We start from the raw sequence: 25,075 nt of genomic DNA on the forward strand, positions 1-25,075 counted from the left end.
TTTTAATCTTTTTCTTACAATATTAATTTTTATTAACTTTTTGTCGATTTTTTTTGTTTTTAAACTATTTATTTTTAATTTTGATACAATGATAACTAAAAAATAAACCCTAAATTTTTTAATCATGCTACCAAAACCTACTGTAAAAAAGAGATTACTTTTAATTTCTTTTGTTCTCCTTTTTTTGGGAACATCGGCTTATGCACAAGGAATTTCTTGTGCTTCTGCAGAAACCTTATTAATTAATGGTTCTTGCGACACTAACACTTTTATCTCTAATACAACTCAGGATTTACCCAATGCCAGTGGTTGTTCTATGGGAAATTTTAGAAGAGAAGGCTGGTACACTTTTGATGTAACTACAGGGCCACAATTAATAACCATTACAGCTAATGCCGATAATCGTAATCTTTATTTGCAGTTAATATCATCTAGTGGTAGTTGTTCTGGTTTAAGTCAAATTGCTTGTGCAAATGCTGTTAACTCAAATAGTACTCAAACCGAAACCATAACAACTACTCTAAATAATGGTAAGTATTTTATTAAAGTAATAAATTGTGGACAAAATGGCAATATGCTACTTAATAGTATTTGCATAACTTCTCCTGTTACTAATGGAAGTTGCGCAACAGCAACAGCCTTACCTTGTAATACTACAATTTCTGGAACCACAGTAGGCGCTACAGGTAGTACACCAAACAACACTGGTTGTTCGTTAAGTGATTATGGCGTTTGGTACAATTTTGTAGGCGATGGAAATTACAACATTATTTCTTCTACAGCTGCTGCTGGGTTTAATCATGAAATGGTAATTGTTTCGGGTACTTGTAGAAATTTTACCACCGTAACTTGTGAAGATAATGCGTTAAGTGGTGGCACCGAAAGTTATAATTTTATTACAACATTAGGAGAAAACTATTATATATATGTTGCTGATTTCGATGTAAATTCAACCACAACAGGTAGTTTTAGTGTAACTAGAGAATGTATCAGTTGTATGCCTCCTGTAATGACTCCTATTTCAAACTTAACTCAAAATTCGGTTACATTAAACTGGAACGTCCCTCTAGTAGCTCCTTCTAGCGGTTATCAATATGCCGTAACAACAAGTGCTACACCGCCTGCATCTGGCACATTTACAACTGCCACAACTGCCAATGTTACAGGTTTAGTTGCTAATTTAGTGTACTACGGACACGTAAGAAGCGACTGTGGCAATGGCGACTTCAGCACTTGGGATACTATTCAGTTTCAAACAGGTTATTGTACTTTTTCTGCAAATTCTGGATATTATTTTATAGACAATTTTAGTACAACAAACGGAATTTCAAATATCAACAATAATTCTACCTTTTCGCCAGGTGGTTATGGTAATTATTCGGCTTATAACATTGTGAGTCAATATGCGGGACTTTCATTCGATTTTTCGGCAACAGTAAATGGCGGAACACATGGTATGAATGTTTGGATAGACTGGAATAAAGACATGGAGTTTGACGATGCAACAGAACTTGTTTTCGAAAGTAATGGTTATGTTGCAAATGCAAATGGCACCATTACTATTCCAATAGGCACGTTACCTGGAGATTATAGACTTAGAATTGTAGCTAATTATTTCGACACAACACCATCGGCTTGTGGTTCTTTTCCTTATACAGAAGCAGAAGATTATACTGTATATTGTCAAGGAACTTTGCCTTGTGCTGGTTTTCCTTCGGCCATATTCCATAATGTTATTTCACAAACCGAAGTGGAATTTTACTGGAATGAAGCTAATCCTATTCCTTCAAACGGATACGATTATTATTTTGCTTCATCGCCATCTCCAACACCTAATTTTACAACAACTGCAACAGGTAGTGTAAGTGCAGGAAATACAAACGTAATTATTTCTAGTTTAACACCTGGTAACACCTATTACTTTTGGGTTCGTTCTAATTGTGGCGCAAGTCTTGGCAATGGCGGATGGGTTGGCCCTTTTCAGGTTATTATGCCTACTTGTAATGTAGGCAACAGTATGGGCACAACAGATTTAAGTTGTCCTTCTGTTATTGCAGGTGGTTTAGATTTAAATGGAGCCGATGTAGAAGCTATTGATTGTTCTTCTACTTCAACTTGTGTTACACTTGAAGCTAATTATTTAAACTTAGGCGAAACTTCTGATTATGTGGTGGAATCAATTCCTTTTAATCCACCTTATAATTTTTCTTGTCTTAAAAATCCAGTAAGTGTTAACATTGACGATATTTGGTCGCCAAGAGTAAAACTTCCTTTTAACTTTTGTTTTTACGGAAATAATTACGACGAATGCTTAATTGGTTCTAACGGCATATTAACTTTTGATACTACAAACAACATACCTGGTGGAGTTTGCAACTGGGGTTTCGATGATAATATTCCTATAAGTGGCGACTCAAGTTTAATTGAAAATGCAATATTTGGTGCATTTAGCGACATAGACCCTTCATTAGGCGGCGAAGTAGGCTGGGAACTAATAACATTAAATAGTGGTTGCAGAGCATTAGTAGCGTCTTGGAATAATATTCCAACATTTTCTACACTTTGTAACAGTCAGTTATACACTGGTATGATTGTGTTGTATGAAAACACAAATGTTATTGAAGTTTACATTCAACAAAGAAATGCCTGTTCTACTTGGAACGATGGAAATGGAGTAATTGGTATTCAAAATGCCGATGGTACTTTAGCAACTGTTGCGCCTAATAGAAATGGATTAGACCCAGATTGGTCAACAACAAATGAAGCTTGGCGTTTTATTCCATCAGGAAATTCAATAACCTCTATTGCTTGGCACGAAGGTAGCGGCACTTCTGGACCTGTATTAGGAACTTCTAACACACTAGCTGTTTGTCCTACCGAAACCACAACCTATACAGCTGCCATAACCTACGCGTTATGTAACGGTAACACTTTAGTAGAAACAGATGAAACTACTGTTGTTTTTACAGGAGGAAAAATATGGAATGGCTCTGTAAGCAGCGACTGGGACAACGATAACAACTGGACGCCAACTGGAAAACCTATTCAAGACGATTGTGTTTTTATTCCTGAAACAGCAATAGACCCTGTTGTTCAAGGTGAAAATTACAATGCAGTTGCCAAGAATTTAACCATTTTAGCCAATGCTAATTTAACTGTTAATTCGAACAACTACATTACAGTTAACGAACGAGTAGCTGTAGATGCAACAGCCACTTTTACTTTAAACGATTCGGCTAGTTTAATTCAAATTGAAGATACCGCTAATACTGGAAACATTACCATGCACAGAAATGTAAACATTAGAAAACAAGATTATGTGTACTGGTCATCTCCGGTTCAAAATTTCCTTTCAAGTGCAATTTCTCCTGCAACAAGTACAAGCCTTATATGGAAATGGGAACCTACAATTTCGTCATACCTTAACGGTTACGGAATTTGGGTAAACGGCAACGAAAACATGACTTTAGGAAAAGGGTATATTGTAAGAGGACCAAACAACTACTCTACAACTACATTACAAAACTTTACAGCAACCTTTAATGGGGTAGCAAATAACGGAACTATTGCTGTTCCTATTTATAGAGGAACTTACACCGGAACAGATTATAATACAGGAAGTTCTAATACACTTGCAACAAAAGATGATGACAATTGGAACTTACTAGGAAATCCATACCCATCTGCTATAGATGCTGATGATTTTTTAATTTCTAACACAAACGTAGAAGGTTTTATTAAGTTATGGACACACGGTACACTACCTTCTTCTATAATTTCTTCTCCTTTTTACGGCAGTTACGCCTATAATTATACGCTTGCCGATTATTTAACCTATAATTTAACTGGTCCATTAAATGGCCCAGGTTACTTTGGTGGAAAAATAGCATCTGGACAAGGATTCTTCGTGTTAATGAACGATACTGGTACTACTGCACAAACTGCTGTATTTAACAATTCTTTGCGAAGCCATTTATATGAGAATGACGAATTTTTTAGAACCAATAACAATCAATCAATAGCAGATAAAAACAGAATTTGGTTAGATTTACTAAATACTACCACAGAAGCTAACACCAGAACTCTTGTTGGGTATATTGAAAATGCTACAAAACACGAAGACCGATTATACGATGCAAAACTCGAGTCGAAACTTTCGTTTAGTATTTATTCACTAATTAAAGAAAAAGAATTTGCTATACAAGGTATAGGCTTACCATTTACAAGTAACGAAAAAATAAAATTAGGATATAAAGCACCTCAAGATGGCAATTACAGTATTCTAATTGGCGCTGTAGATGGCTTGTTCGAAGATCCTAACCAAACTATAGTTTTAGAAGACTTAGAACTTAACATAGAACACGATTTACGAAGATCTCCATATAATTTTACTACAACACAAGGCGCTAATAATGAACGTTTTATTTTAAAATTCAAGTTTAAAAACCGTAACAACGCACTATTAAAAGATGGCAATACAGTAGTAGTTTCAAAGAATGAAACTAGTGTAACCGTTAATGCTACCGATGAAAAAATAAAATCGGTAGTAGTATTCGATTTTACAGGAAAGCAAATTGCAACCGCTTTAGATGAAAATGCTAATGAAGTAGTAATTACCCAAATTCAAAGAAAAAACGAATACCTATTAGTACAAACCACTTTAAACGATGGCACTATAATTACCAAAAAAGTATTGTTCTAAAGTAATTTTTTCAAAGTATAAAAAAACAGCCAACGTAAGCTGGCTGTTTTTTTTATACCCAAACAAATACTTGTTAAAATTTTACACCAAACTATAAGTTATAAATTTTTTGTGTTAAAAAACAAACATATATTCTGACAAAAAACCACATTTTTAATATTTTTTTAATATTTGTTAAATATTTTTTTACATTTGATAATTAATACCTTCTAACCAAAAATTTAGATTATGAAAAAAAATTACTCAAAAAATTATAGCATTTCTTTTATTAAAGAATATTTGCTTAAGAATATAGCCTTTTGGTTATTATTTTTATTTGGTTCTTTTTATGGATATTCTCAAAGTGATGCATGTTCTGGTGCTGTACTTTTAACATCTAATACAAGTTGTATTACTACAACTGGTTCAACTGTAGGAGCAACAGATAACAATGAAACTGGAGACTGTACAAACGGAACGGAAAAAGCTGTATGGTACAAATTCGTAGCTGTATCTACAGCTCATACAGTTACTGTAGACGGCGCTACTGGCTTCGACGCTGTTGTTGGTGCTAATTCTGCTTGTGGTTCTACTACAAGACCAACAGGCGGGGCTTGTACCGATGCAACTTTTGACGGAGGAATAGAAACCTTGAATTTAACAGGACTAACTATAGGTAATACTTATTATATTCAAGTTTATGATTATTATGGAGATGAAACAGCAAATGGTTTTACTATTTGTGTAACACATAGCATCCCTATAACAAACGATACTTGTAGTACTGCTATAAGTTTAACACCTAACACTACTTGTACACCTACTACTGGTGGTACTAATGGAGCTACTAGTGAAACAGAAACAGGAGAATGTTCATTTTTAGGCACAGCCTATGATGTATGGTATTCATTTGTAGCAACATCGACAAATCATACTGTTACTGTAGATGGCATTACAGGATTTGATGCGGTAATAGGTGCATTCTCTTCTTGTGGGGGAAGTCATCCAACCGGTGGTGGTTGTACAGATGCAACTGCAGGTGGTGGGATAGAAACGATGAATTTAACAGGACTTACAATAGGAAACACTTATTATATTCAAGTTTATGAATATTGGGATGATTTAACAGCAAATGGTTTTACTATTTGTGTTACTGAAACGCCTATGATGGTTCCCGCAACAGGAAACAACACTTATACAACTTGTTCAGGTACTATATATGATAATGGAGGAAGCACTGGTAATTATGCTAGTAGTTCTAACGGATATAGCGTAATAACACCTAGTACAGCAGGTACTTATGCAGAAGTAAGTGGTTCTATAACTGCCGAAGCGGGTTACGATTATTTAACTATTTACGATGGTGTAGGCACAGGAGGAACAGTATTGTGGGGAGGTGCACCTCATGGTTCAGGTACTTCTTGTACAACTTTTACAGTGCCAACTATTACTTCTATTTCAGGCTCATTAACAATACGTTTTCAATCTGATGGAACAGGCCAATGTTCTGGTTTTGCTCTAAATATTAATTGTTCGCCTACTCCAGGTACAGGTCCACCTGTTACCTATTGTTCACCTACTTCTTGGGATCCAGACGGTTTATATATAAATAGTTTTGCTTTTGTAGGAACATTAGCCGACCCTGCTGTAAACACTTCTACATTTAGTGGAACTGGCTATCAAGATTTTACTACCTTAACACCACTTGCAGAGCAAGCACAAGGCGAGGGAGTTAATATTGTTGCTTATGCTACTGGAACAACTTTTTTAAGAGGAACTTGGAAAGCTTGGGTAGATTGGAATAAAGATGGGGATTTTACAGATGCTGGAGAAGAAGTGTTTAATATTTATGGATTTGCAGGTGGTAGTGTAACATTTGGTTTTGCCATACCTACAGCACAAGCCCCAGGCGATTATAGATTACGAATTAGAGTAAATAATGGCGACGACGGTGCAGAAACGTTTGGTTTTGATTTTGATCCTTGTGATGATTTTGATAGTGGTTTTTGGGAAGACAACTATGGCGAAACAGAAGATTATTTATTTACTGTAGTTGCAAAATGTAATTCATTAATCACTAGTGTAACTGATGGTGAAATTTGTGGAACAGGAACTGTTGACCTTGAGGCAGAAGCAACTTCAGGAGTTACAGAATTTAGATGGTATAATGCACTAACTGGCGGAAGTTTAGTTGGAACGTCAACACCAAGCGGAACTACTACAACTTGGACAACGCCTTCTTTAGCAACTACAACAACCTATTATGTAACCGCTTGGGATGGTACTTGCGAATCGCAAGTAAGAACTGCAGTTGTAGCTAAAATAAGCCCTACTCCTTCTGTAAGTTTTACACCTTCAAGCCCTGTTGTATGTGGTGAGCAACCTGTTCAAATTACAGCTGGTGGCGATAAAGAAACTGTACATTTAATAAATGAAAAATTTAATTCTGGATTAGGTGTTTTCTCTACAATTAATAATGATGCTAATCCTACAGCCACAGACAATAAAACTCGATTCACAAACCAAACAAGTGTTTATGTTCCTACCACACTTGTAAATGTTTGGTTTCCAGCAATATCTTCTGGTTTTGGATCAAACAGTTTTGCTGTAGCATCATCAGATGCATCAGCCCCAGATTATCCAGATTATCCAGTAGATAATTCGCTTGCTTTAACGAGCTCCGTAAATTCTACAGATTTTTTAAATTTAACGTTAAAATTAAAATTATACTATTCTAGGTATTATCCTGCAGGATTATACCCAACCGATGAATACGTTGCTATAGAATTATCAACCGACGGCGGTGGAACATACCCTGTAACTATTGCGACTTTTACATCAAACCAAGGGATAGGCACAAAATTTGTAGATTTATCATATGATTTATCTACTTATATCGATGAAACAAATTTAAAAATTAGAATTAGACAATATGCTGATGCCGATGCAAGTTCAGGTTGGACACCTGGTGGAGTAGCTGTAGATAACGTAGAGCTTTTCGGTGAAAAACCATTAAACACTGCATTTAACTACAATACTGCTGTTGTACAGGCATTTACTGATGCTGCATGCACTACAACATATACTTCGGGCACTCCTGTTACTACAATATGGGTTAAACCTACTTTAACGCAGTTAGCCTCTGGTACTACTTTTAACATTCCTGTAACGGCAACACTATCTAATGGGTGTTCAGCAGCAGGAAGTATTAATGTTACTAATAACACTAAAGTCTTTAAAGCAGGAACCGCAGGAACCGATTGGAACAATGCTGCAAACTGGGGTCCTACAGGCTTACCTACTGCTACTGATTGTGTAATTATTGAAGATAACGATGTAAATGTTACAGGTTCGTCTTTTAACGGGTTAGGTTTAAACTTAACTGTCAAACCTACGGGTAACTTAAATATTGAAGCAGGCAATGCTGTAACTATAACCGATTTCGTAAATATTGAGTCAGGAGGGGTTTTAGAAATTCAAGACGATGCTAGTTTGGTTCAAATAAACGATGTAAACAATACAGGCAATGCTCTTGTACATAGAGTAACAACTGGGTCGCCTCAAGATTATGTCTATTGGTCTTCGCCAGTTGATGGGTTTAACACACCTGCTTCAGGCTTTGTGTACAGATGGGATCCTGTTTACACCAACCCTAATGGAAGCCAGGGTTATTGGTTAGGCGCAACCAACACATCAATGGTAGAAGGTAAAGGCTACATTATTCGCGATATATTTAGTAGAGATTTTTCAGGTGTATTACGAAATGGTAATGTATCTATAGGTATTCAAAGAGGTAGTTTTACAACTGCAGGAACATCAAGTGGTGTTGCTTATACAAAAGATGATGATGATTGGAATTTACTAGGTAACCCCTATCCGTCAGCTATTTCTGTTAGCTCATTCTTAGCGGCTAATAACGACCCATCTACTGGTATTCAAGGTGCTGTTTATGTATGGCGTCATAATATTGGTTTAAGTAGTGCTAATCCAGATCCTTTCTATGAAGATTTTCAATTAAATTACGATGTTAACTCTTATATAACACACAATGGAACAGGTAGTACCCCTGCTGGCTACAACGGATTTATTCCTAGTGGTCAAGGTTTCTTCGTAAACATGGTAGATGGCGGAGCTGCAAGTTCTAGTGTAGTTTTCAATAACAGTATGCGAAATGCTTCGCACGATAATTCGCAATTCTACAGAACTTCATCTGCTAACAAGAGTATGCTTACTACTGAAGAAAAACATAGAATTTGGTTAGAAATTTCAAATAGTAATAATAATTCGGTAACCACATTAATAGGTTATGTAGAAAATGCTACAAACGAATACGATAATCTTTACGATGCTATTCCGTATGCGGCTAATACATTTAATATTTACAGTTTAATTAACAATGAAAAATATCTTATACAAGGTAGAAGTTTACCATTTAATGAAAATGACCAAGTACCTTTAGGATTTTTAGTACCTAATGATGGTATTTATACAATTGGTATCAATCAGGTAGATGGTTTATTCGAAACCGATAATCAAGATATTTATTTAGAAGATTTACAATTGGGCATTATTCACGATCTTCGTGTAGCTCCGTATAGTTTTACAGCTACTTCTGGTTATAATGGCACTCGATTTGTATTGCGTTATACAACTAATAGTTTAAATGCCAATACATTCGATTTAGACAACACCGTTTTGGTTCATACTCAAAATGCAATTACAGTTACATCAACAAATGAAGTAATTAAGTCGGTTATTGTTCACGATATTTTAGGGAAACTAATTTATCAAAACAAAAAAGTAAATACTACAGAATTACAAATAGAGAGTATTAAAAAATCGAATACTGCATATATTGTTGAAGTTGAATTAGAAAACGGAAAATCTAAAACAGTAAAAGTTATTTTCTAAATTTAATATACTTTAAATAACACAAAAAAGGCCTCTTCTTTAAATAGTCGAGGTCTTTTTCATTAGCATAAGCTTCTCGTTCAAATGAAATATTTCTATACGCTTTTTTCCAATTTTTATATTGTATCAATCGAATTAAAAACGCAATGCCATACCAAATAAAAAAAGGAACAATTAATAATTCTAATTGTTGTCTAATATGAATTTTTTCATGGTTTAACAACACCTTATTTTGCCTATCTTCTTTTCGCAATAAAAAAATAAACGGAAACACCGTTATTCCTCTATAGCCTTTGGGCAACAAATATTTAAAAACAATTACAAACATTTCCAACAAAGTTGCTAATTTTGTACTAATGAACAAAGATTTACATCCAAATAATTTAATAGAAGGCGAAGATTTTTATTTCACTCCCGAAGGCTATAAAGTTTTTACAGAAAAATACCATTTAAAAAGAGGTTATTGCTGCAAAAGTGGCTGTCGTCATTGCCCATACGGATTCGATAAAAATACAGGAACTATTTCAAAAGACAAAAGAGAAAAGAGAAAAGAATAAAGACAATTTTGCTATACAGAGCTTATCAAAATATATTTTTCTAAAACTTTAAATAAACAACTAACTATAAACAACAAACCTAAAAATGGACAACCACATACAAAATTATCGCATCAAAATATACAAGTCTTACCACAGGTCAAACATTCGTTACCCCTAGTTTTTAATTTTGGGCGTACCCACAAGTGGTCGGGCTATCCGTGCTACACGGTAGCTTACTCCTATCCCTTACGCAAAAAACAACAATCTAAACGAATCGCAAATTGCACATTGCAATAGGCACAAGACTAAACAAAATGACATTTCAAGAACAAATACAACAAGGAATTCCAACCGTTTTACCACAACCAAAACCCTACGATTCAAATATAAACCATGCACCTAAACGCAAAGAAATTTTAACAAACGAAGAAAAAAAATTAGCCTTAAAAAATGCTTTGCGTTATTTCGAACCAAAACATCATACTACACTTATTCCCGAATTTAAAGAAGAGCTTGAAAAATACGGGCGCATTTATATGTATCGCCTTCGTCCCGATTACGAAATGAAAGCGCGAAACATTAACGAATATCCAGGCAAAAGCCTTCAAGCTAAAGCCATTATGTTAATGATTCAAAATAATTTAGATTACGCCGTTGCCCAACATCCGCACGAATTAATAACATATGGTGGAAATGGCGCTGTGTTTCAAAACTGGGCACAATATCGCTTAACCATGAAGTATTTATCGGAAATTACCGATGAACAAACGTTAGTAATGTATTCTGGCCACCCAATGGGACTATTCCCTTCGCATAAAGATGCACCGCGTGTAGTGGTAACTAATGGTATGATGATTCCTAATTACTCCAAACCAGACGATTGGGAAAAATGTAATGCACTTGGTGTTACGCAGTACGGGCAAATGACCGCAGGAAGCTATATGTACATTGGTCCACAAGGAATTGTTCACGGCACAACGATTACGGTTTTAAACGGGTTTAGAAAAATAAAGAAAAACCCAAGTGGTAGTCTATTTGTAACTTCTGGTTTAGGCGGAATGAGTGGCGCGCAACCCAAAGCGGGAACCATTGCGGGTTGCGTTACCGTTTGTGCCGAAGTGAATCCGAAAATCACCAAAATTCGCCACGAACAAGGTTGGGTTCATGAAGTTATTGAAAATATTGATGAATTAGTAACACGAACAAAAAAAGCGTTAACAAATAAAGAAGTCGTATCTATAGCCTATTTAGGAAATATTGTTGATGTTTGGGAAAAATTCGATAAAGAAAACATTACAATTGATTTAGGTTCCGATCAAACCTCATTGCACAATCCTTGGGCTGGTGGCTACTACCCTACTGGTTTTTCTTTTGAAGCATCAAATGAGATGATGGCAAACCATCCAGAACAGTTTAAAGCGGAAGTTCAAAAAACTTTGCGCCGCCATGCAGACGCTATTAATAAACACACAGCAAAAGGAACATATTTTTTCGATTATGGCAACGCTTTTCTTTTAGAAGCTTCTCGTGCAGGTGCCGATGTTATGAATCCTAATCCAACATTAGGACGTGAATTTAAATATCCTTCCTATGTACAAGATATTATGGGGCCAATGTGTTTCGACTACGGTTTTGGCCCATTCCGATGGGTTTGTGCCTCAAACAACCCAGACGATTTAGCAAAAACAGATGAAATTGCTTGCACTGTTTTAGAAGAAATGATGCAAAATTCGCCAGCAGAAATTCAACAACAAATGGCCGATAACATTCAGTGGATAAAAGGTGCACAACAAAACAAATTAGTAGTAGGTTCGCAAGCCCGTATTTTATATGCCGATGCCGAAGGAAGAATTAAAATTGCAGAAGCATTCAATCAAGCAATTGCAAAAGGAGAAATTGGCCCAGTAGTTTTAGGTCGCGACCACCACGATGTATCAGGTACCGATTCGCCTTATCGTGAAACTTCAAATATTTATGATGGCTCTCGCTTTACAGCAGATATGGCTATTCACAACGTAATTGGCGATAGTTTTCGTGGTGCTACTTGGGTATCTATACACAATGGCGGCGGCGTAGGTTGGGGCGAAGTTATAAATGGTGGTTTTGGTATGGTTCTTGATGGTAGTAAAGAAGCATCTAAACGGTTGGAAATGATGCTTTTTTGGGATGTAAACAACGGTATCTCAAGAAGAAGTTGGGCGCGAAATGAAGGAGCTATTTTTGCAATAAAAAGAGCTATGCAAACGCAACCTTTATTACAGGTAACCATCCCTAATATAGTAGATGAAAATTTATTATAGTTTCAAGTTTAAAGTTTCAAGTTAAATAAATTACGTAATAACTCTAAACATGAAGCATGAAACTTTTAACAAAATTTATTATGAAAACAATTAAATTACTTTCGTTCTTATTAATAATTGCAAGTTTAACATCTTGCAGTTCCGTGAGAGTTAACGCCGATTATGATAAAAAAGCAAATTTTGGTTCGTATCATTCTTATGCCTATTTAAAAAGTGGTGTTGATCAAGCTCAAATTTCCGATTTAGATAAAAAGCGAATTTTATATGCTATAGATGATGTTATGGCAACAAAAGGCTTTTCAAAATCTGAAAATCCCGATGTTTTAGTGAGCATCTTTACAAAAGAATCAGAACGTGTAGATGTTTACAATAATGTAGGTTTTGGTTGGGGCGTTGGTTGGGGCGGTCCTTACTGGGGTGTTGGCTACAATAATGTTTCTACCACTCCCGAAGGTACATTGTTTATCGACTTTGTAGATGCTAAAACGAAGGAGTTAATTTGGCAAGGACAAGGAACAGGCTATTTAACACAAAATGTTGATAAAAAAGACGAACGAATTATGCAATTTGTAAACAAAATATTAGCACAATATCCACCTGAGAAAAAATAAATAAAAAATATCCCGTTAAAAAAGGTTTTGAATATCTATTCAAAACCTTTTTTATTTATTGTACCCATATTGCATTTAGAAGCTAAAAGTTATTAAGCAACGTTACTTCGAGTAATTTTTCGTAGTAAAGCGAAGAAATATTTTATCGAGAAGTATTAAATTGTAAGTTCTCGATACATTTCTTAGATAAATTTGCATAAAATTTATCCAAGAAATATTCGAACTGACGAAATAAACAAATAAAATTTTCTAAATGCACTACGGGTTTTATTGTATAATTTTTTAAAAGTAGTCCAAAATAATATCATTCAATGAATATATGTTAAAATAAGCAATCTAAAACTATATTTTTTTGTACTTTTACTACAGAAACAACACTAAAAATATGAATTCCGAATTTGAATCTAATCCATTAATTGACAGGCTTCCGGCGCACTTAAAGCAATTTATAAAACCACAAAACTATGAAGAATACACGCCTATAAACCAAGCGGTTTGGCGCTATGTGATGCGTAAAAATGTAGATTATTTATCTAAAGTTGCTCACGAATCGTATTTAGAAGGATTAAAAAAAACTGGAATCAACATTGAATCAATACCTAGTATGTATGGCATGAATCGAATTCTTAAAGAAATTGGTTGGGCTGCCGTTGCTGTAGACGGATTTATTCCGCCCAATGCTTTTATGGAATTTCAGGCTTATAATGTATTAGTTATCGCTTCCGATATTCGTCAATTAGAACATATTGAATATACACCCGCTCCCGATATTATACACGAAGGTGCTGGCCATGCGCCTATTATTGCTAATCCGGAATATGCCGAGTACTTGCGCCGTTTTGGGGAAATTGGCTGTAAAGCCATATCATCGGCTCGTGATTACGAATTATACGAAGCTATTCGTTTATTATCCATTTTAAAAGAAGCCGAAGATACTCCTGAAGCAGCCATTAAAAAAGCGGAAGATGAAGTAGAATATTTGCAAAATAATATGGGCGAATTATCAGAAATGTCGCGTATTCGAAATTTACATTGGTGGACCGTTGAATACGGTTTAATCGGATCGGTTGAAAACCCTAAAATATACGGCGCTGGTTTACTATCTTCCATTGGCGAAAGCGAATGGTGTATGACTGATAATGTGAAGAAAATTACCTACGATATTTCAGCTGCCGATACTAGTTTTGATATTACAAAACCGCAACCACAGCTATATGTTACACCAGATTTTGCTTATTTAAGTATGGTTTTAGAAGAATTTGCAAATAAAATGGCTTTGCGAACAGGTGGCTTATCGGGTATAAAAAAACTAGTAAATTCAAAAGCATTAGGAACAATTGAACTGAGTACTGGTTTACAAATATCGGGTAAGTTTACAAACGTTATTGAAAGCGAAGGAAAACCAGTTTATATTCAATGTACAGGTAAAACAGCTTTGGCATATAGAGAAAAAGAATTAGTAGGTCATGGCGCAGCTTATCATGCGGAAGGTTTTGGTTCGCCAATTGGTAAGTTAAAAGGCATTAATTTAGCAATTGAAGACATGAGTCCGCGCGATTTAAAAGCCTATAATATTTACGAAGGCGAACAAATTACTCTTGAGTTTGAAGGAAATATAAAAGTTACGGGCGAAATTGTAACGGGAACGCGAAACATTCAAGGTAAAATTGTACTCATTAAGTTTAAAAATTGTACCGTTACACATAATGAAAAAGTTTTATTTCAACCCGAATGGGGAATTTATGATATGGCTGTAGGAAAAAAAATTGTTTCGGCTTTTTCAGGACCTGCCGATGTAAATAGTTTTGACATGGTAAATCATGTTCCTTCGAGCAAAACTATTAAACAAAAAAAATCGGCAGAACGAGAAGAATTAGAAGTATTATATCAAAATATTCGAAATATACGCGAGGGTAAACCTTTTGCTATTACTTTAAAAGAAGCATTTGGTGCAGTTAGTGGTAATCATCCAAACGATTGGTTATTATCGGTAGAAATTGCCGAGCTGGCCAACCGAGAAGGAAACGAAAATTTATTAGAGAAAGTATTACTTCATTTGGAAAATTTAAAAATAAAACGGCCAGATGTAGCGCACCTAATTACCTTTGGTATAGATTTAATTTTAAAAGAAAATGAAGTAGCTTAGTAACATTTGTTGCAATTCTGTTTTAATTTTAGTCCTACATTTGCTTTAAATTTTTAACTAAAAAATTAGGTATGGGCTTTTTAGATATTTTAGGTTTTGGGAATAAAACCAATACAATTCAAGAATACATAGAAAAAGGAGCAGTAATTTTAGATGTTCGCACTAGAGAAGAATATAATAACGGACATATTAAAGGTTCTAAAAATATTGCCCTACAGGTTTTAAACGGAAATGTGTTGGAAATTAAAAAATGGAACAAACCTATAATTGCATGTTGCCAATCGGGTATGCGAAGCGCACAAGCTACTTCTTTATTAAAGAAAAACGGAATAGATTGTATTAACGGCGGCGGCTGGGCTAGTTTGCAAAGCAAGTTGTAATTTTAAAACTGTTGCGTTAATTTGTTTTGTTAATTTGAAATAAATTCAAATTGATAAATTACAGTTTAAAATCGGTTTCTTTTTGAATAGTATTGCCATTATATTGCAATGTCCAACCCATAGTGTTAGTTACCACTAAAAATTTAGTAAGCTCTGCTAACAAACGGTTTTTTGCATTTTTCTTTAAGGATGAATTTTCGATTTTTTTTCGCAAATTTTCCTTGGCAATTTTGTTTATCTTATTGTGGTCTTCGCCTGTAAATTCGTTAAACGTACTCGATTCGGTATTGTAGTATTTAATATCGGGGCTTATTTTTATTTCCTCATCGGGAATGTTTGTGATTTCTAAAATTTTATTTTTTTCGTCTATTTTATACTCAATTTTACTTAAATCGAAACCAACCGTTACGTCGGCATTAATAACTACTAATGCTTTTTTATCGAAAGTTAAACCCGGAATATAGGTTTCGCGTTGGTCTTTATAAGTTAAAACTTCGGCAAAATGACCTTGGGTAACTACAAGTTTGCCTACATTTTTAATTTCTTGTTGAATTAAATTTGTTTGATATTCGATAGTTTCCGTTTCTTTTGGTTGCAAATAATGATACCCAAAAAAGACTACTAAAATTAAGAGCACAAAATAGAATATTTTTGATCGCATTGTTTCAAAATAGATTTGTTACGAAGATATAAAAAAACCACCCGAAGGTGGCAATTTTATTCCTTAATTATTTTCATTTTAATCGATTTTAGTTCATTGTAAATTTCTACAATATATATTCCTGATTGAAAATTTGAAAAATCAACAATATCACTATTTATAAACATTACTTCCTTACTATAAATTTGTTTTCCTGTAAAATCGTAGATTATTATTTTAGTAATATCTTCTTTACTATTAATTAGCAATTTATTTGTTACTGGATTTGGATAAGCTTTAATATTTTCACTTGTAAAATCTGAATTATACATTGTTTCTGTTGATAGTTTTAAAATAAATACATCTTTTAAACCAGCTGAGGTTAAATTAAAAGTTGCTCCACTTGGATCAAAATCGACAATGTCTAAAAATGCTCCAGTTGTGTAAACAGCATCGTTTGTTTTATCTACTATTACACCTCTTGCTAAATCATTACCGGTTCCACCTACTGTTATATTCCAAATAAAGTTACCATTCGATGTTAATTTAGTAACAAAAATATCGTTACTTCCATTTGAGTTTACATTAAAATTAACGGAAACATCTGGGTCAAAATCGGTTGTACCAGAAAACAAACCATTCACCAAAATATTATTATTACTATCAACAGCTATTCCTTTGGCATCACAATTTGTGTTACTAGTAATTGCCTTTGCCCAAACGTAATTTCCATCACTATCTAATTTTGAAACAAAAACACTAAATGAACCCGTGGCATTAAGATAAACAGCAGCGGTGCTTGGATCGAAATCGGCAGTATCAGAAAAATATCCTGTAGTAATAATATTATTGTTTGAATCTATAACTAATTTAGAGGGTTCTTCTGTACCGTTACCTCCCATACTTTTTGCCCAGATAAAATTACCATTATAATCAAATTTTACAACTGCAATATCACTACCGCCCGATGAAGTTAAACTATTTGTAGCCGCACTTGGGTCAAAATCAACAGTTCCATTATAATAGAATAACACAACTACATTTTCTAAAGTATCCAAACCAACTGATTCGGCTCGTTCATTACCTGTGCTACCAAAAGAATGTCCCCACAAAAAATTACCATTTGTATCAAGCTTTACCAAGAATGCATCAATAGAACCGTTTGAAGTAATGTTTAAGGTATTTGCGCCTGGATCTAAATCTATTGTTCCTTGATACCTTCCTGATATATAAACACCATTACTAGATGCTACAATATCAAGCCCCATATCAACAGAAGTTCCTCCAAAACTTTTTGCCCAAATAAAGTTGCCATTACTATCTAGCTTTATTACAAATACATCATAAACCCCTACTGCTGTTAAATTAAAGTTTTCTGTATCACTTGGATTAAAATCGGCTGTGTTTTGATAATAACCCGTAACATAAACATTTGAATTACTATCTATAAAAACTGAATTTCCTTGATTATAACCCGAATCTCCTATTTTTACTGCCCATAGTAAAATACCATTTGCATCATTTTTAGAAATAAAAGCCGTTCTATTAGCTGAAGAATTCAACGCATAAGTTGAAGCGGAAGGGTCAAAATCAGCACTAACTTCAAACCAACCTGTGGTATAAACATTTCCAGAATTATCGACAGCAATATCTGTTGATTCGCTATTATATAGTCCTTGAAAAGGTATTGCCCATTCAAAATCTTGAGCATAAATAGAACAAGTAGCTGCTAATAAAATAACCAATTTAAAATATAATTTTTTCATAACTTCATTATTTTATTCAAAATTATAATTTTAAAAAGCGTAAAGCCATAAGGCAATTGTCGTATTTTAGAAATTATATCAAATTATTGCGTTTTGCTTTTTGAACTGCTTCTAGTTTTGAGTGTACTTGAAGTTTACTGTAAATATTTTCAATATGTTTACGAACAGTTGATGGCGACAAAAATAGATTTTCGGCAATAACGTTATAACTTAAGCCTTTGCTTAATTGTTCTAAAACCTCAACTTCGCGATGGGTTAACTTAATTTCTTCTGTTTCTAGCGAGGCATCAAAATCTACTGGATTTCGTAGTAATTTTAAGGTTTTTAAAGCAATTGAAGGTGTCATAGCGGCGCCACCCGAAAGTGTTTCTTGAATGCCGTTGTACAACGTATTAGGATCGACTTCTTTTAGTAAATATCCATCGGCACCCGCTTTTATAGCGTTAAAAATATTCTCATCGTTATCGAAAACGGTTAACATAATAATTTTTATTTGCGGATAGCGTTTTTTAAGTTCAAATGTAGCTTCAATACCATTCATTATGGGCATTTCGATATCCATTAACACCAAATCAATATGTTTATCAATTGCTATTTTTTCTATAATTTCTTTTCCATTTACTGCCGAATATTTAAACGTAATAGCTTCAAAAAAAGATAGTTTTTCTTTAATTGCCGAAATTAAAAAACTGTTGTCATCTACTATTGCTATTCTAACAGTGTTTTGCATAGTTACTCGTTTACAATCATTTTTAAAAAATCTTCGGCGGTTTTTCGTTCTTTATCATCTTCTTTTTTATTTGCTAAGGTTTTAAATAATTTAGGAAACATTTTATGAAAAAACGATGGCGAATTTCGCATTTTATCGATATAGTAATCGGTTATGGTTCGTAGTACAATTAAAATAATGGCAGCAGCTAAACCCGCTTTTCCAAAAATGATAAATAAACCTGGTAAAATGGCTACAAATTGCTGAATAAATATTCGCAAATAAGGTTGAAACATATAAAGTTCTACTGGTAAATTTTTATAATAACCCGATTTGTAAAAGTTGAACCAAAAACGCAAACCATAAGAAATAATCATAAACAACAAACCTAGTTGCACACCTTTAATTTGCAGTATATTAATAAAATTTTGTATTCCTATAGCATCTGATATTCTGTTGTCTTCCATAGAGAGAAAAACGAAGAAAAAAGTGGTTTGTATAAACACAAAAAAACCGTAATGTATGGTAAAGAAAAAAGTATAAAAAAGTCCTTTTAGGTTTTGACGTGTATTATTTTTCTTTTGAAAAGTTAACACTAACATTTTTAGAATATGAAAAAAACCAATTATAACAGTTTCAATGGCATATAAAATAACTATTTCTGTTGGGCTAATTTCTCCTATTAGCAACAGAAAAATATAAAATAATGGCGTTAGCCAAATGGTTCTATTGTTTTGCATTATACCGTTTTTCATTCGTTTTTATTACCTTTAAAATTGTAATACTACTAAAGTTCCTTTACTACTCGAGCTAATGTTTATTGTACCGTTTAGTTCTGCTGTGCGTTTATGAATTGAGTTTAATCCGTTTCCTTTTTCTACAGAAAGTGTATCGAAACCTTTTCCATTGTCTTGTATTGTAATCTCAAATTGGTTAACCAGTTTAGCAATGGTAACGCTAATTGTGGTTGCTTTAGCATGTTTAATAGCGTTGTTTACCGATTCTTGTATTATTCTATAAATATTCATTCCGTCTTTAGCATTAAATACTTTTTCAGATGGCAAGTTACAAATAAATTGAAAATCGATACCTTGCAAGGAAACATTAGCTTGCTCTATAAAATTTGAAATTCTAGTTTTTAAATCTTCTACCGAAATTTCATCTTTATTCATTGCCCAAATAGTATCGCGAAGTTCTTGAATGGTTTCACGAGTAAACTGGCTCATGCTGGTAAGCTTTTGTGTTACTTTAGTATCGTTTTCTTCTAAAAACATTTTTAAACTATCAATTGAAGAAATAATAAAAGTGAGTTGCGAGCCTATATTATCGTGCAAATCGCGAGAAATATTTAAACGCTGTGCAGTTAACCTATTTTGAGTTTCTATTTTTTGTAACACTTTAGCTAATTCTTTTTCTTTTTCTAACTGCTTGTTTTTATAATATTGTCGGTTTATAAACAGTAACGATACCAAAGCTGTTAATAGAATTATAAACCCTAAAAATAGTAACCAATTATTTTGTGTTCGTATCTTAAGTTCGTGTTCGGTTACTTTAGCTTTCTCTTGTGCTAATGCTTTTTCTTTTTCTGCGGTTTTGTATTTTACTTCAATTTCTGTTAACGCTTTAGCACTTTCTTGCTTAAATTTTTCTTGTATTTTTTCATAAAAAAGTGTGTTGTAATAGGCCCCTTTTTCTATATCATTAAGCATATAGTTGGCTTCGGCAAGTGGCTGGTACACCTCAACTTCAAAATCGGTATTTTCGATGTTGCTTTCGAGTTCTTTGGTACATAATTCGCCATAGTATATAGCTAATTCTGGCTTTTTAAGTTTTATATAATTTTTAGCTAAATTGCCATAAATAGTTACTTTATTTTTTGCATTTATAGGAATTTTAGACGGTCGGTTTAACGACTGTAAGTATAAATTAGTTGCTTTTTGATAGTTTCCAGCATCATAAGCTAAAGATGCTAAACCTTCAATAGCAATATAGTAATCGTTGTTTTTATCTATTGTAGTAAATAATGCTAATGCCTTTTCAAAGGCTTGTGCCGCTTTTTCGGGTTGCGACATGTTTTTATAGCAAACACCTAAATTGTTATAGCTCGCTATTTGTTCTTGAACTAATTTTAAATCTATTCTTATTTTTAGCGCTTTTAAATGATACGTTATAGCTTTTTCAAAAAGTCCCATTTCTTGATAAATTAATCCAATGTTATTGTAATTAGGATCTATTCTATCTTGCTTTTCTAAAGGAAATTGCTGGTTAACTTTTATAGATTCGAAATAATACCGAAGTGCTTGTTCAAAATTACCCTGATTCCAATTGTACATTCCCAAATTGTTCAAGGTATGTTTTTCATGAATCAAGAAATTATTGTTTTTAGCATATTGTAAGGCTTTTTCAAAAAAATATTTTGCAGAATCGGGTTTTCCGTTTATGTCGTAATAAATTCCTTTTATACCTAAAAGCGAATTATAACCAAATTTTTGATGCGTTGCTATAGCAATTTTTTCAGTTGAATCGATAAGTTGCTTGGTTTTTACTTTATCGCTAAAAAGATAGTGCCAAACAATTTTGTTATATACATCTACCTTTATAGAGTCGTTTTTTGTTGTTGTAACAATTCGATACAAGCTATCTACTTTTACTTGCTGCGACCAACCTAAACACGATAGCAATACTAAAAAAAGAAACTTATTTTTCATTGCGTTATGGTTTCCTTGTTATATTCATTAAATATACAAAGTTTACTAATTAATTTAACGTAAAAATACAATTGGCAACTATTTTCCATTGTATAGAAAAGGTGCCCAAAATTGTGGATGTTTATAGGTTTCGCCAAAATCGCCATTTATAAAGCTTCGTTTTATTTTATTTAATGTAGTTGCTGCATTGGCATTTTGTTGTACTACATTTTTAAATAAGTTTTGCATAGTAAGCGCTGTTCCTGCATCGTCAACTGGCCATAACGAAAGCATAGTAGCATTTGAACCTGCAATTAAAAAAGCCGAATTTAATCCGTTTATACCTTCGCCGCCATATAGTTTGCCCAAACCCGTATCGCAAGCACTTAACACAACCAAATCTGAATGTAATTGTAGTTTTGCTATTTCGGGTGCCAATAAAAAAGTGTCTTCATTACCATCGCCACCATTAGGTTGCGAAAACATAACACCACTAAACTCGGGAATAATTTCGGTAGTAAAACCATGCGTAGAAATTAATATGTTTTTATATTGCTTTAGCTCGCCTGTAGCACTTGCTTTTTTTATATTACTTTCACTCATTTCGTAACCTTTATAAACTTTTATATCGTTTGCTAAAGTGCCTACAAATTCTACTTCGCGTAATGTTCCTGCCAAATAGTTAGCGCCTCCAAAACCAAGAGCTTCAAGTTCGGGTTTAAAGTTATATATACCTTTACTGATTTTTTGGTTAACCGCATCGGAAATTTTATAAAAATCGTCTATGTCTCGGGCGGTTGCTTTACTATTTCCCGACGGTTGATAAATAGCACCACCATACGCTAAAACAGGTTTTCTACTAGCGCTATAATTTCGAGTAGCAATAGCTTTCCAAATAGTTGCACTTGGAATATAGCGAACATCGTGCGTAACCACAAAATATTGGTTTTTTGGCGATAAAAAAGCTTCAAATGGTAAATAGTTTAATTCTGAAGCCGAACTGATAATTACTTTAGGATACTTTTCTAGTAAATCGCTAACGGGTTGCAAGGTTAAATTGTACCAAAAGTGCAAAAAATCGGTTTGTGCAGCAGCAACTTTTGGATTATTTTTTTCCAGCACTTGGCGCGTCCATTCTACAAGCATTACAAAATCTTCTTTTTTATAAGCTGCTTCTTTAGAAGCGTATTGCACCAATTGTCCGTCTTTATAATCGACTTGAAAATTAGCCATATAGGCATTTAATTTTGAAGGTATTTTTTTAACTCTATCTGTATAAAACTTTTTTAAATGCAACAATTGATCAATAGGGTAATTATACCGTGTTTCGGCTTTATCTTTTGTAATTGCTGTAATAATTATTTCGCCTGGCCTGCCAATAGTGTAGCTTAATAAAACCTCATTAGGTTGCAATAAACTTTGTGCATCGTTTATAGAAGCTAAAGTTATATTTTTATGAAGTTGCTCTTTTAAATAACCACTTCGACTTTGTTCTTGCAGTTGAAATATTTTCTCGGTAGCATTTGTGTGTTTATAGCTCATTACTAAACCCGTATATACACCCGAAATATCGTTCATATATTCTAATTTTTGTTTAGAATTGAGCTTTTCTTTTACTTTTTCGGCTAGTGCAATACTTTTTTCAAATTGACTAATTGCGTTTTTATAATCTTTAATATTAAAATATATAAACCCTAAATTATTGTATAAATTTTGAGCTTCATCGAAAATTCCTTCTTTTATTTCGGCTTGGGCGGTTTCTTCTGTTATGCGTTGCGCATCGGCATACAAACCCTGACGAGCTTTTACAATAATATAATTGCTATTAATTTCTCGCGATAAATAATTATCGTTTAATTTTTTTGCTAAATTGTATGCTTTTGTTAAATATTCGCCTCCTTTGGCTAAATCGGCTTGTGGACCATCAAGAACATAATACGCACCAATAGAATTATAGGCTTTTGCTTTAAAATAATCGTTATTTAACTGATTTGCCGTTTGTTCTAATTGATACGCCATTTGCAATTTTTCTTGTTTTTTATCGCCTAAATCTGCTAAAACGTGAATTTTATGCAATTGCATACTCGCTAATTGATTCGAAACAAAACCTAAATTTTGGTATTCGTCTAGTGCTGCATTTATATCTACTAATGCGCCTCTTTCGTCGTAACTTTCTTTTTTAAGTATTGAACGAAACCATAGCACGTAGCTTCGTTTCCATGCAAATAATTTATCGTTTTGGGTTTGGTTTAAAAAAACATCAAATTGTTTTTTGCACTCGGCAACATTTCCATTTATATAAAAATTAACTGCTTTTGTAAGTGGTACCATTTTATTGAGTATAGGATTTGCCATAGGCATAGCGTTGTATTTTGCTGCTAAAACATCTATATTATTGCAAGTTGTACCTTTACTAACACCTACAAAGCATTGATCGAATGCTAATGCTAAAGCAGGATTCATTGTTCCGTTTGAAGAAATTTTGGTTAACCAATTTTTATACGAACTGAAATCTTTTTTTGTAAAATATTCTAAAAGCGTTACATCGTTATAAATATCATCTAAACTTTTATGAGAACGCAATTGCACGGCATAATTAAGATTTTTTTCGGCTAAAACGAGGTTGTTTTGCACAAAATAAAGATACGATTGCACCATATACGGATACGGTGAAATAGGTTCTATGTTAAATGCTTTTACGACTTCGGTTTGGGCTTGGTTTACATTTCCGTTACAAATTTGATAAAAGGTATTGAGATAATATCCTGCAAATTCATCGGGAAAATGAATTGTTAACAGCTTAGAACCTTCTTTCATTTTGTCTAGGTTTTTAGTGTTGTACCCTTGCATATAAAGGCCGTAGTAGTCGTTAAAACTATTGGGCTGTGCATAACTATACAATCCAATACATAACATTATTTTTAAAATGGTTAACCTCATTTTGTTTACAATTAAATTAATCTATTGCATATAACAATTTGCCGTTATCGTAATAGCCTTTTTCGGTAATAGTTCCGTCTTTATCTACCATAAAGCCTAAGCCTTCTAAATAGCCTTCGTCAAACATTCCTACGTATTTTGTGCTATCGTTAAAGAAAAATACTCCAAAACCTAATCTTTGACCGCCTAAGTATTGTCCGTAGTACGAATTGCCACTATTCCAAACGTGAATCATTGGAAACTGGCGGTAACCATATTTAAAATAACCTATTGCGTAACCTTTATCGTCTTTTTCCATAGTAAAGCCACTTTTTCCATCGCCTTTTATTAAAACGTATTTTCCTGGTGGTTTTACTTTGTGTCCGCCAAGATCTATTTTATCGTTTTTGTATTCATCGGTTGCAGTAGGCTTACCGTTTGTTATTACAAAAGACGGCCCTTCTTTTTTACTATCGCGATAGGTATATAATTCAATTTTTTGTTTTTGGTTATCCATTATAATAACCGTTCCGTCAATGGTATGTTCTTTGTTGTAGTTTTGGTAGGTTACTTTTCCATCGGAATGTTTTATCATATTTGGTCCTACAATTAACGCACCCATTCTAAAGCCATAGGAAACATCGCCAGCATTGTTCGTAAATGTTTCAAAGGTAATTAGTCCGTTTTTTACATCTTTTTTACTTACTTGTTTTTTCATGTTTTGCTGTGCAAAACCCATTGTTGTAAAAGTTAACAATGCGAATAGAATTATTTTTTTCATCTTTT

15 protein-coding genes are annotated in these 25,075 nt (G+C 33.6%); 7 read left to right on the top strand and 8 right to left on the bottom strand.

The window, feature by feature from the left end:
* Nucleotides 1–124 precede the first annotated feature (124 nt).
* Both R2808_RS00690 and R2808_RS00695 read left to right on the top strand, forming a co-directional pair.
* Nucleotides 125–4,702: a GEVED domain-containing protein gene (locus tag R2808_RS00690; RefSeq protein WP_371269007.1), complete on the top strand. Its 4,578-nt coding sequence runs from the start codon at nucleotides 125–127 to the stop codon at nucleotides 4,700–4,702.
* A 228-nt stretch (nucleotides 4,703–4,930) separates the two neighbouring features.
* Nucleotides 4,931–9,592, top strand: coding sequence for a GEVED domain-containing protein (locus tag R2808_RS00695; RefSeq protein ID WP_371269008.1), 4,662 nt, complete (start codon nucleotides 4,931–4,933; stop codon nucleotides 9,590–9,592).
* On the opposite strand, the gene R2808_RS00700 is transcribed toward R2808_RS00695, so the two are convergent.
* Entirely contained in the window at nucleotides 9,582–9,920 is a 339-nt protein-coding gene (locus tag R2808_RS00700) for a hypothetical protein (protein ID WP_371269010.1), read from the bottom strand. The genes R2808_RS00695 and R2808_RS00700 overlap by 11 nt on opposite strands.
* Nucleotides 9,921–9,948: 28 nt before the next feature.
* Between R2808_RS00700 and R2808_RS00705 the strand changes: the two genes are divergently transcribed.
* From R2808_RS00705 to R2808_RS00725, 5 genes are all read left to right on the top strand, one after another.
* A complete protein-coding gene (locus R2808_RS00705; protein ID WP_371269011.1) occupies nucleotides 9,949–10,149 on the top strand; it encodes a DUF5522 domain-containing protein in 201 nt (66 codons plus the stop codon).
* A 296-nt stretch (nucleotides 10,150–10,445) separates the two neighbouring features.
* The gene (locus R2808_RS00710) at nucleotides 10,446–12,431 is read left to right on the top strand and encodes a urocanate hydratase (RefSeq protein WP_371269012.1); all 1,986 of its coding nucleotides are present in this window, start codon (nucleotides 10,446–10,448) and stop codon (nucleotides 12,429–12,431) included.
* An 80-nt stretch (nucleotides 12,432–12,511) separates the two neighbouring features.
* The gene (locus tag R2808_RS00715) at nucleotides 12,512–13,042 is read left to right on the top strand and encodes a DUF4136 domain-containing protein (protein WP_371269013.1); all 531 of its coding nucleotides are present in this window, start codon (nucleotides 12,512–12,514) and stop codon (nucleotides 13,040–13,042) included.
* A gap of 385 nt (nucleotides 13,043–13,427) precedes the next feature.
* Nucleotides 13,428–15,188: an aromatic amino acid hydroxylase gene (locus R2808_RS00720; protein WP_371269014.1), complete on the top strand. Its 1,761-nt coding sequence runs from the start codon at nucleotides 13,428–13,430 to the stop codon at nucleotides 15,186–15,188.
* A 71-nt stretch (nucleotides 15,189–15,259) separates the two neighbouring features.
* Nucleotides 15,260–15,568, top strand: coding sequence for a rhodanese-like domain-containing protein (locus R2808_RS00725; RefSeq protein ID WP_371269015.1), 309 nt, complete (start codon nucleotides 15,260–15,262; stop codon nucleotides 15,566–15,568).
* A 58-nt stretch (nucleotides 15,569–15,626) separates the two neighbouring features.
* Here the strand turns inward: R2808_RS00725 and R2808_RS00730 are convergent, their stop codons facing one another.
* From R2808_RS00730 to R2808_RS00760, 7 genes are all read right to left on the bottom strand, one after another.
* The gene (locus tag R2808_RS00730; RefSeq protein ID WP_371269016.1) at nucleotides 15,627–16,229 is read right to left on the bottom strand and encodes a DUF4230 domain-containing protein; all 603 of its coding nucleotides are present in this window, start codon (nucleotides 16,227–16,229) and stop codon (nucleotides 15,627–15,629) included.
* A 56-nt stretch (nucleotides 16,230–16,285) separates the two neighbouring features.
* On the bottom strand, nucleotides 16,286–17,974 hold the full coding sequence (locus R2808_RS00735) for a T9SS type A sorting domain-containing protein (protein ID WP_371269017.1): 1,689 nt from the start codon (nucleotides 17,972–17,974) through the stop codon (nucleotides 16,286–16,288).
* A gap of 73 nt (nucleotides 17,975–18,047) precedes the next feature.
* Nucleotides 18,048–18,704 carry a response regulator gene (locus tag R2808_RS00740; protein WP_371269018.1) on the bottom strand — a complete coding sequence of 219 codons (657 nt, stop codon included), beginning with the start codon at nucleotides 18,702–18,704 and terminating at the stop codon, nucleotides 18,048–18,050.
* A 2-nt stretch (nucleotides 18,705–18,706) separates the two neighbouring features.
* Entirely contained in the window at nucleotides 18,707–19,438 is a 732-nt protein-coding gene (locus R2808_RS00745) for a DUF6498-containing protein (protein WP_371269019.1), read from the bottom strand.
* A gap of 15 nt (nucleotides 19,439–19,453) precedes the next feature.
* A complete protein-coding gene (locus R2808_RS00750) occupies nucleotides 19,454–21,391 on the bottom strand; it encodes a tetratricopeptide repeat protein (RefSeq protein ID WP_371269020.1) in 1,938 nt (645 codons plus the stop codon).
* Between the two features lie 78 nt (nucleotides 21,392–21,469).
* Nucleotides 21,470–24,310 (bottom strand): CHAT domain-containing protein, encoded by a 2,841-nt coding sequence (locus R2808_RS00755; protein ID WP_371269021.1) that lies wholly within the window; start codon nucleotides 24,308–24,310, stop codon nucleotides 21,470–21,472.
* Nucleotides 24,311–24,326: 16 nt separating this feature from the next.
* The gene (locus tag R2808_RS00760; RefSeq protein ID WP_371269022.1) at nucleotides 24,327–25,070 is read right to left on the bottom strand and encodes a hypothetical protein; all 744 of its coding nucleotides are present in this window, start codon (nucleotides 25,068–25,070) and stop codon (nucleotides 24,327–24,329) included.
* Nucleotides 25,071–25,075: the final 5 nt, after the last annotated feature.

Origin of the sequence: Flavobacterium sp., from assembly GCF_041392005.1 — a bacterium.
In the GTDB taxonomy this organism is placed as follows: Bacteria; Bacteroidota; Bacteroidia; order Flavobacteriales; family Flavobacteriaceae; genus Flavobacterium.

Coding starts and splice junctions, on each gene's coding strand:
- R2808_RS00690 (WP_371269007.1), top strand. CDS start 125: ATGCTACCAAAACCTACTGTAAAAAAGAGATTACTTTTAATTTCTTTT.
- R2808_RS00695 (WP_371269008.1), top strand. CDS start 4,931: ATGAAAAAAAATTACTCAAAAAATTATAGCATTTCTTTTATTAAAGAA.
- R2808_RS00700 (WP_371269010.1), bottom strand. CDS start 9,920: ATGTTTGTAATTGTTTTTAAATATTTGTTGCCCAAAGGCTATAGAGGA.
- R2808_RS00705 (WP_371269011.1), top strand. CDS start 9,949: ATGAACAAAGATTTACATCCAAATAATTTAATAGAAGGCGAAGATTTT.
- R2808_RS00710 (WP_371269012.1), top strand. CDS start 10,446: ATGACATTTCAAGAACAAATACAACAAGGAATTCCAACCGTTTTACCA.
- R2808_RS00715 (WP_371269013.1), top strand. CDS start 12,512: ATGAAAACAATTAAATTACTTTCGTTCTTATTAATAATTGCAAGTTTA.
- R2808_RS00720 (WP_371269014.1), top strand. CDS start 13,428: ATGAATTCCGAATTTGAATCTAATCCATTAATTGACAGGCTTCCGGCG.
- R2808_RS00725 (WP_371269015.1), top strand. CDS start 15,260: ATGGGCTTTTTAGATATTTTAGGTTTTGGGAATAAAACCAATACAATT.
- R2808_RS00730 (WP_371269016.1), bottom strand. CDS start 16,229: ATGCGATCAAAAATATTCTATTTTGTGCTCTTAATTTTAGTAGTCTTT.
- R2808_RS00735 (WP_371269017.1), bottom strand. CDS start 17,974: ATGAAAAAATTATATTTTAAATTGGTTATTTTATTAGCAGCTACTTGT.
- R2808_RS00740 (WP_371269018.1), bottom strand. CDS start 18,704: ATGCAAAACACTGTTAGAATAGCAATAGTAGATGACAACAGTTTTTTA.
- R2808_RS00745 (WP_371269019.1), bottom strand. CDS start 19,438: ATGAAAAACGGTATAATGCAAAACAATAGAACCATTTGGCTAACGCCA.
- R2808_RS00750 (WP_371269020.1), bottom strand. CDS start 21,391: ATGAAAAATAAGTTTCTTTTTTTAGTATTGCTATCGTGTTTAGGTTGG.
- R2808_RS00755 (WP_371269021.1), bottom strand. CDS start 24,310: ATGAGGTTAACCATTTTAAAAATAATGTTATGTATTGGATTGTATAGT.
- R2808_RS00760 (WP_371269022.1), bottom strand. CDS start 25,070: ATGAAAAAAATAATTCTATTCGCATTGTTAACTTTTACAACAATGGGT.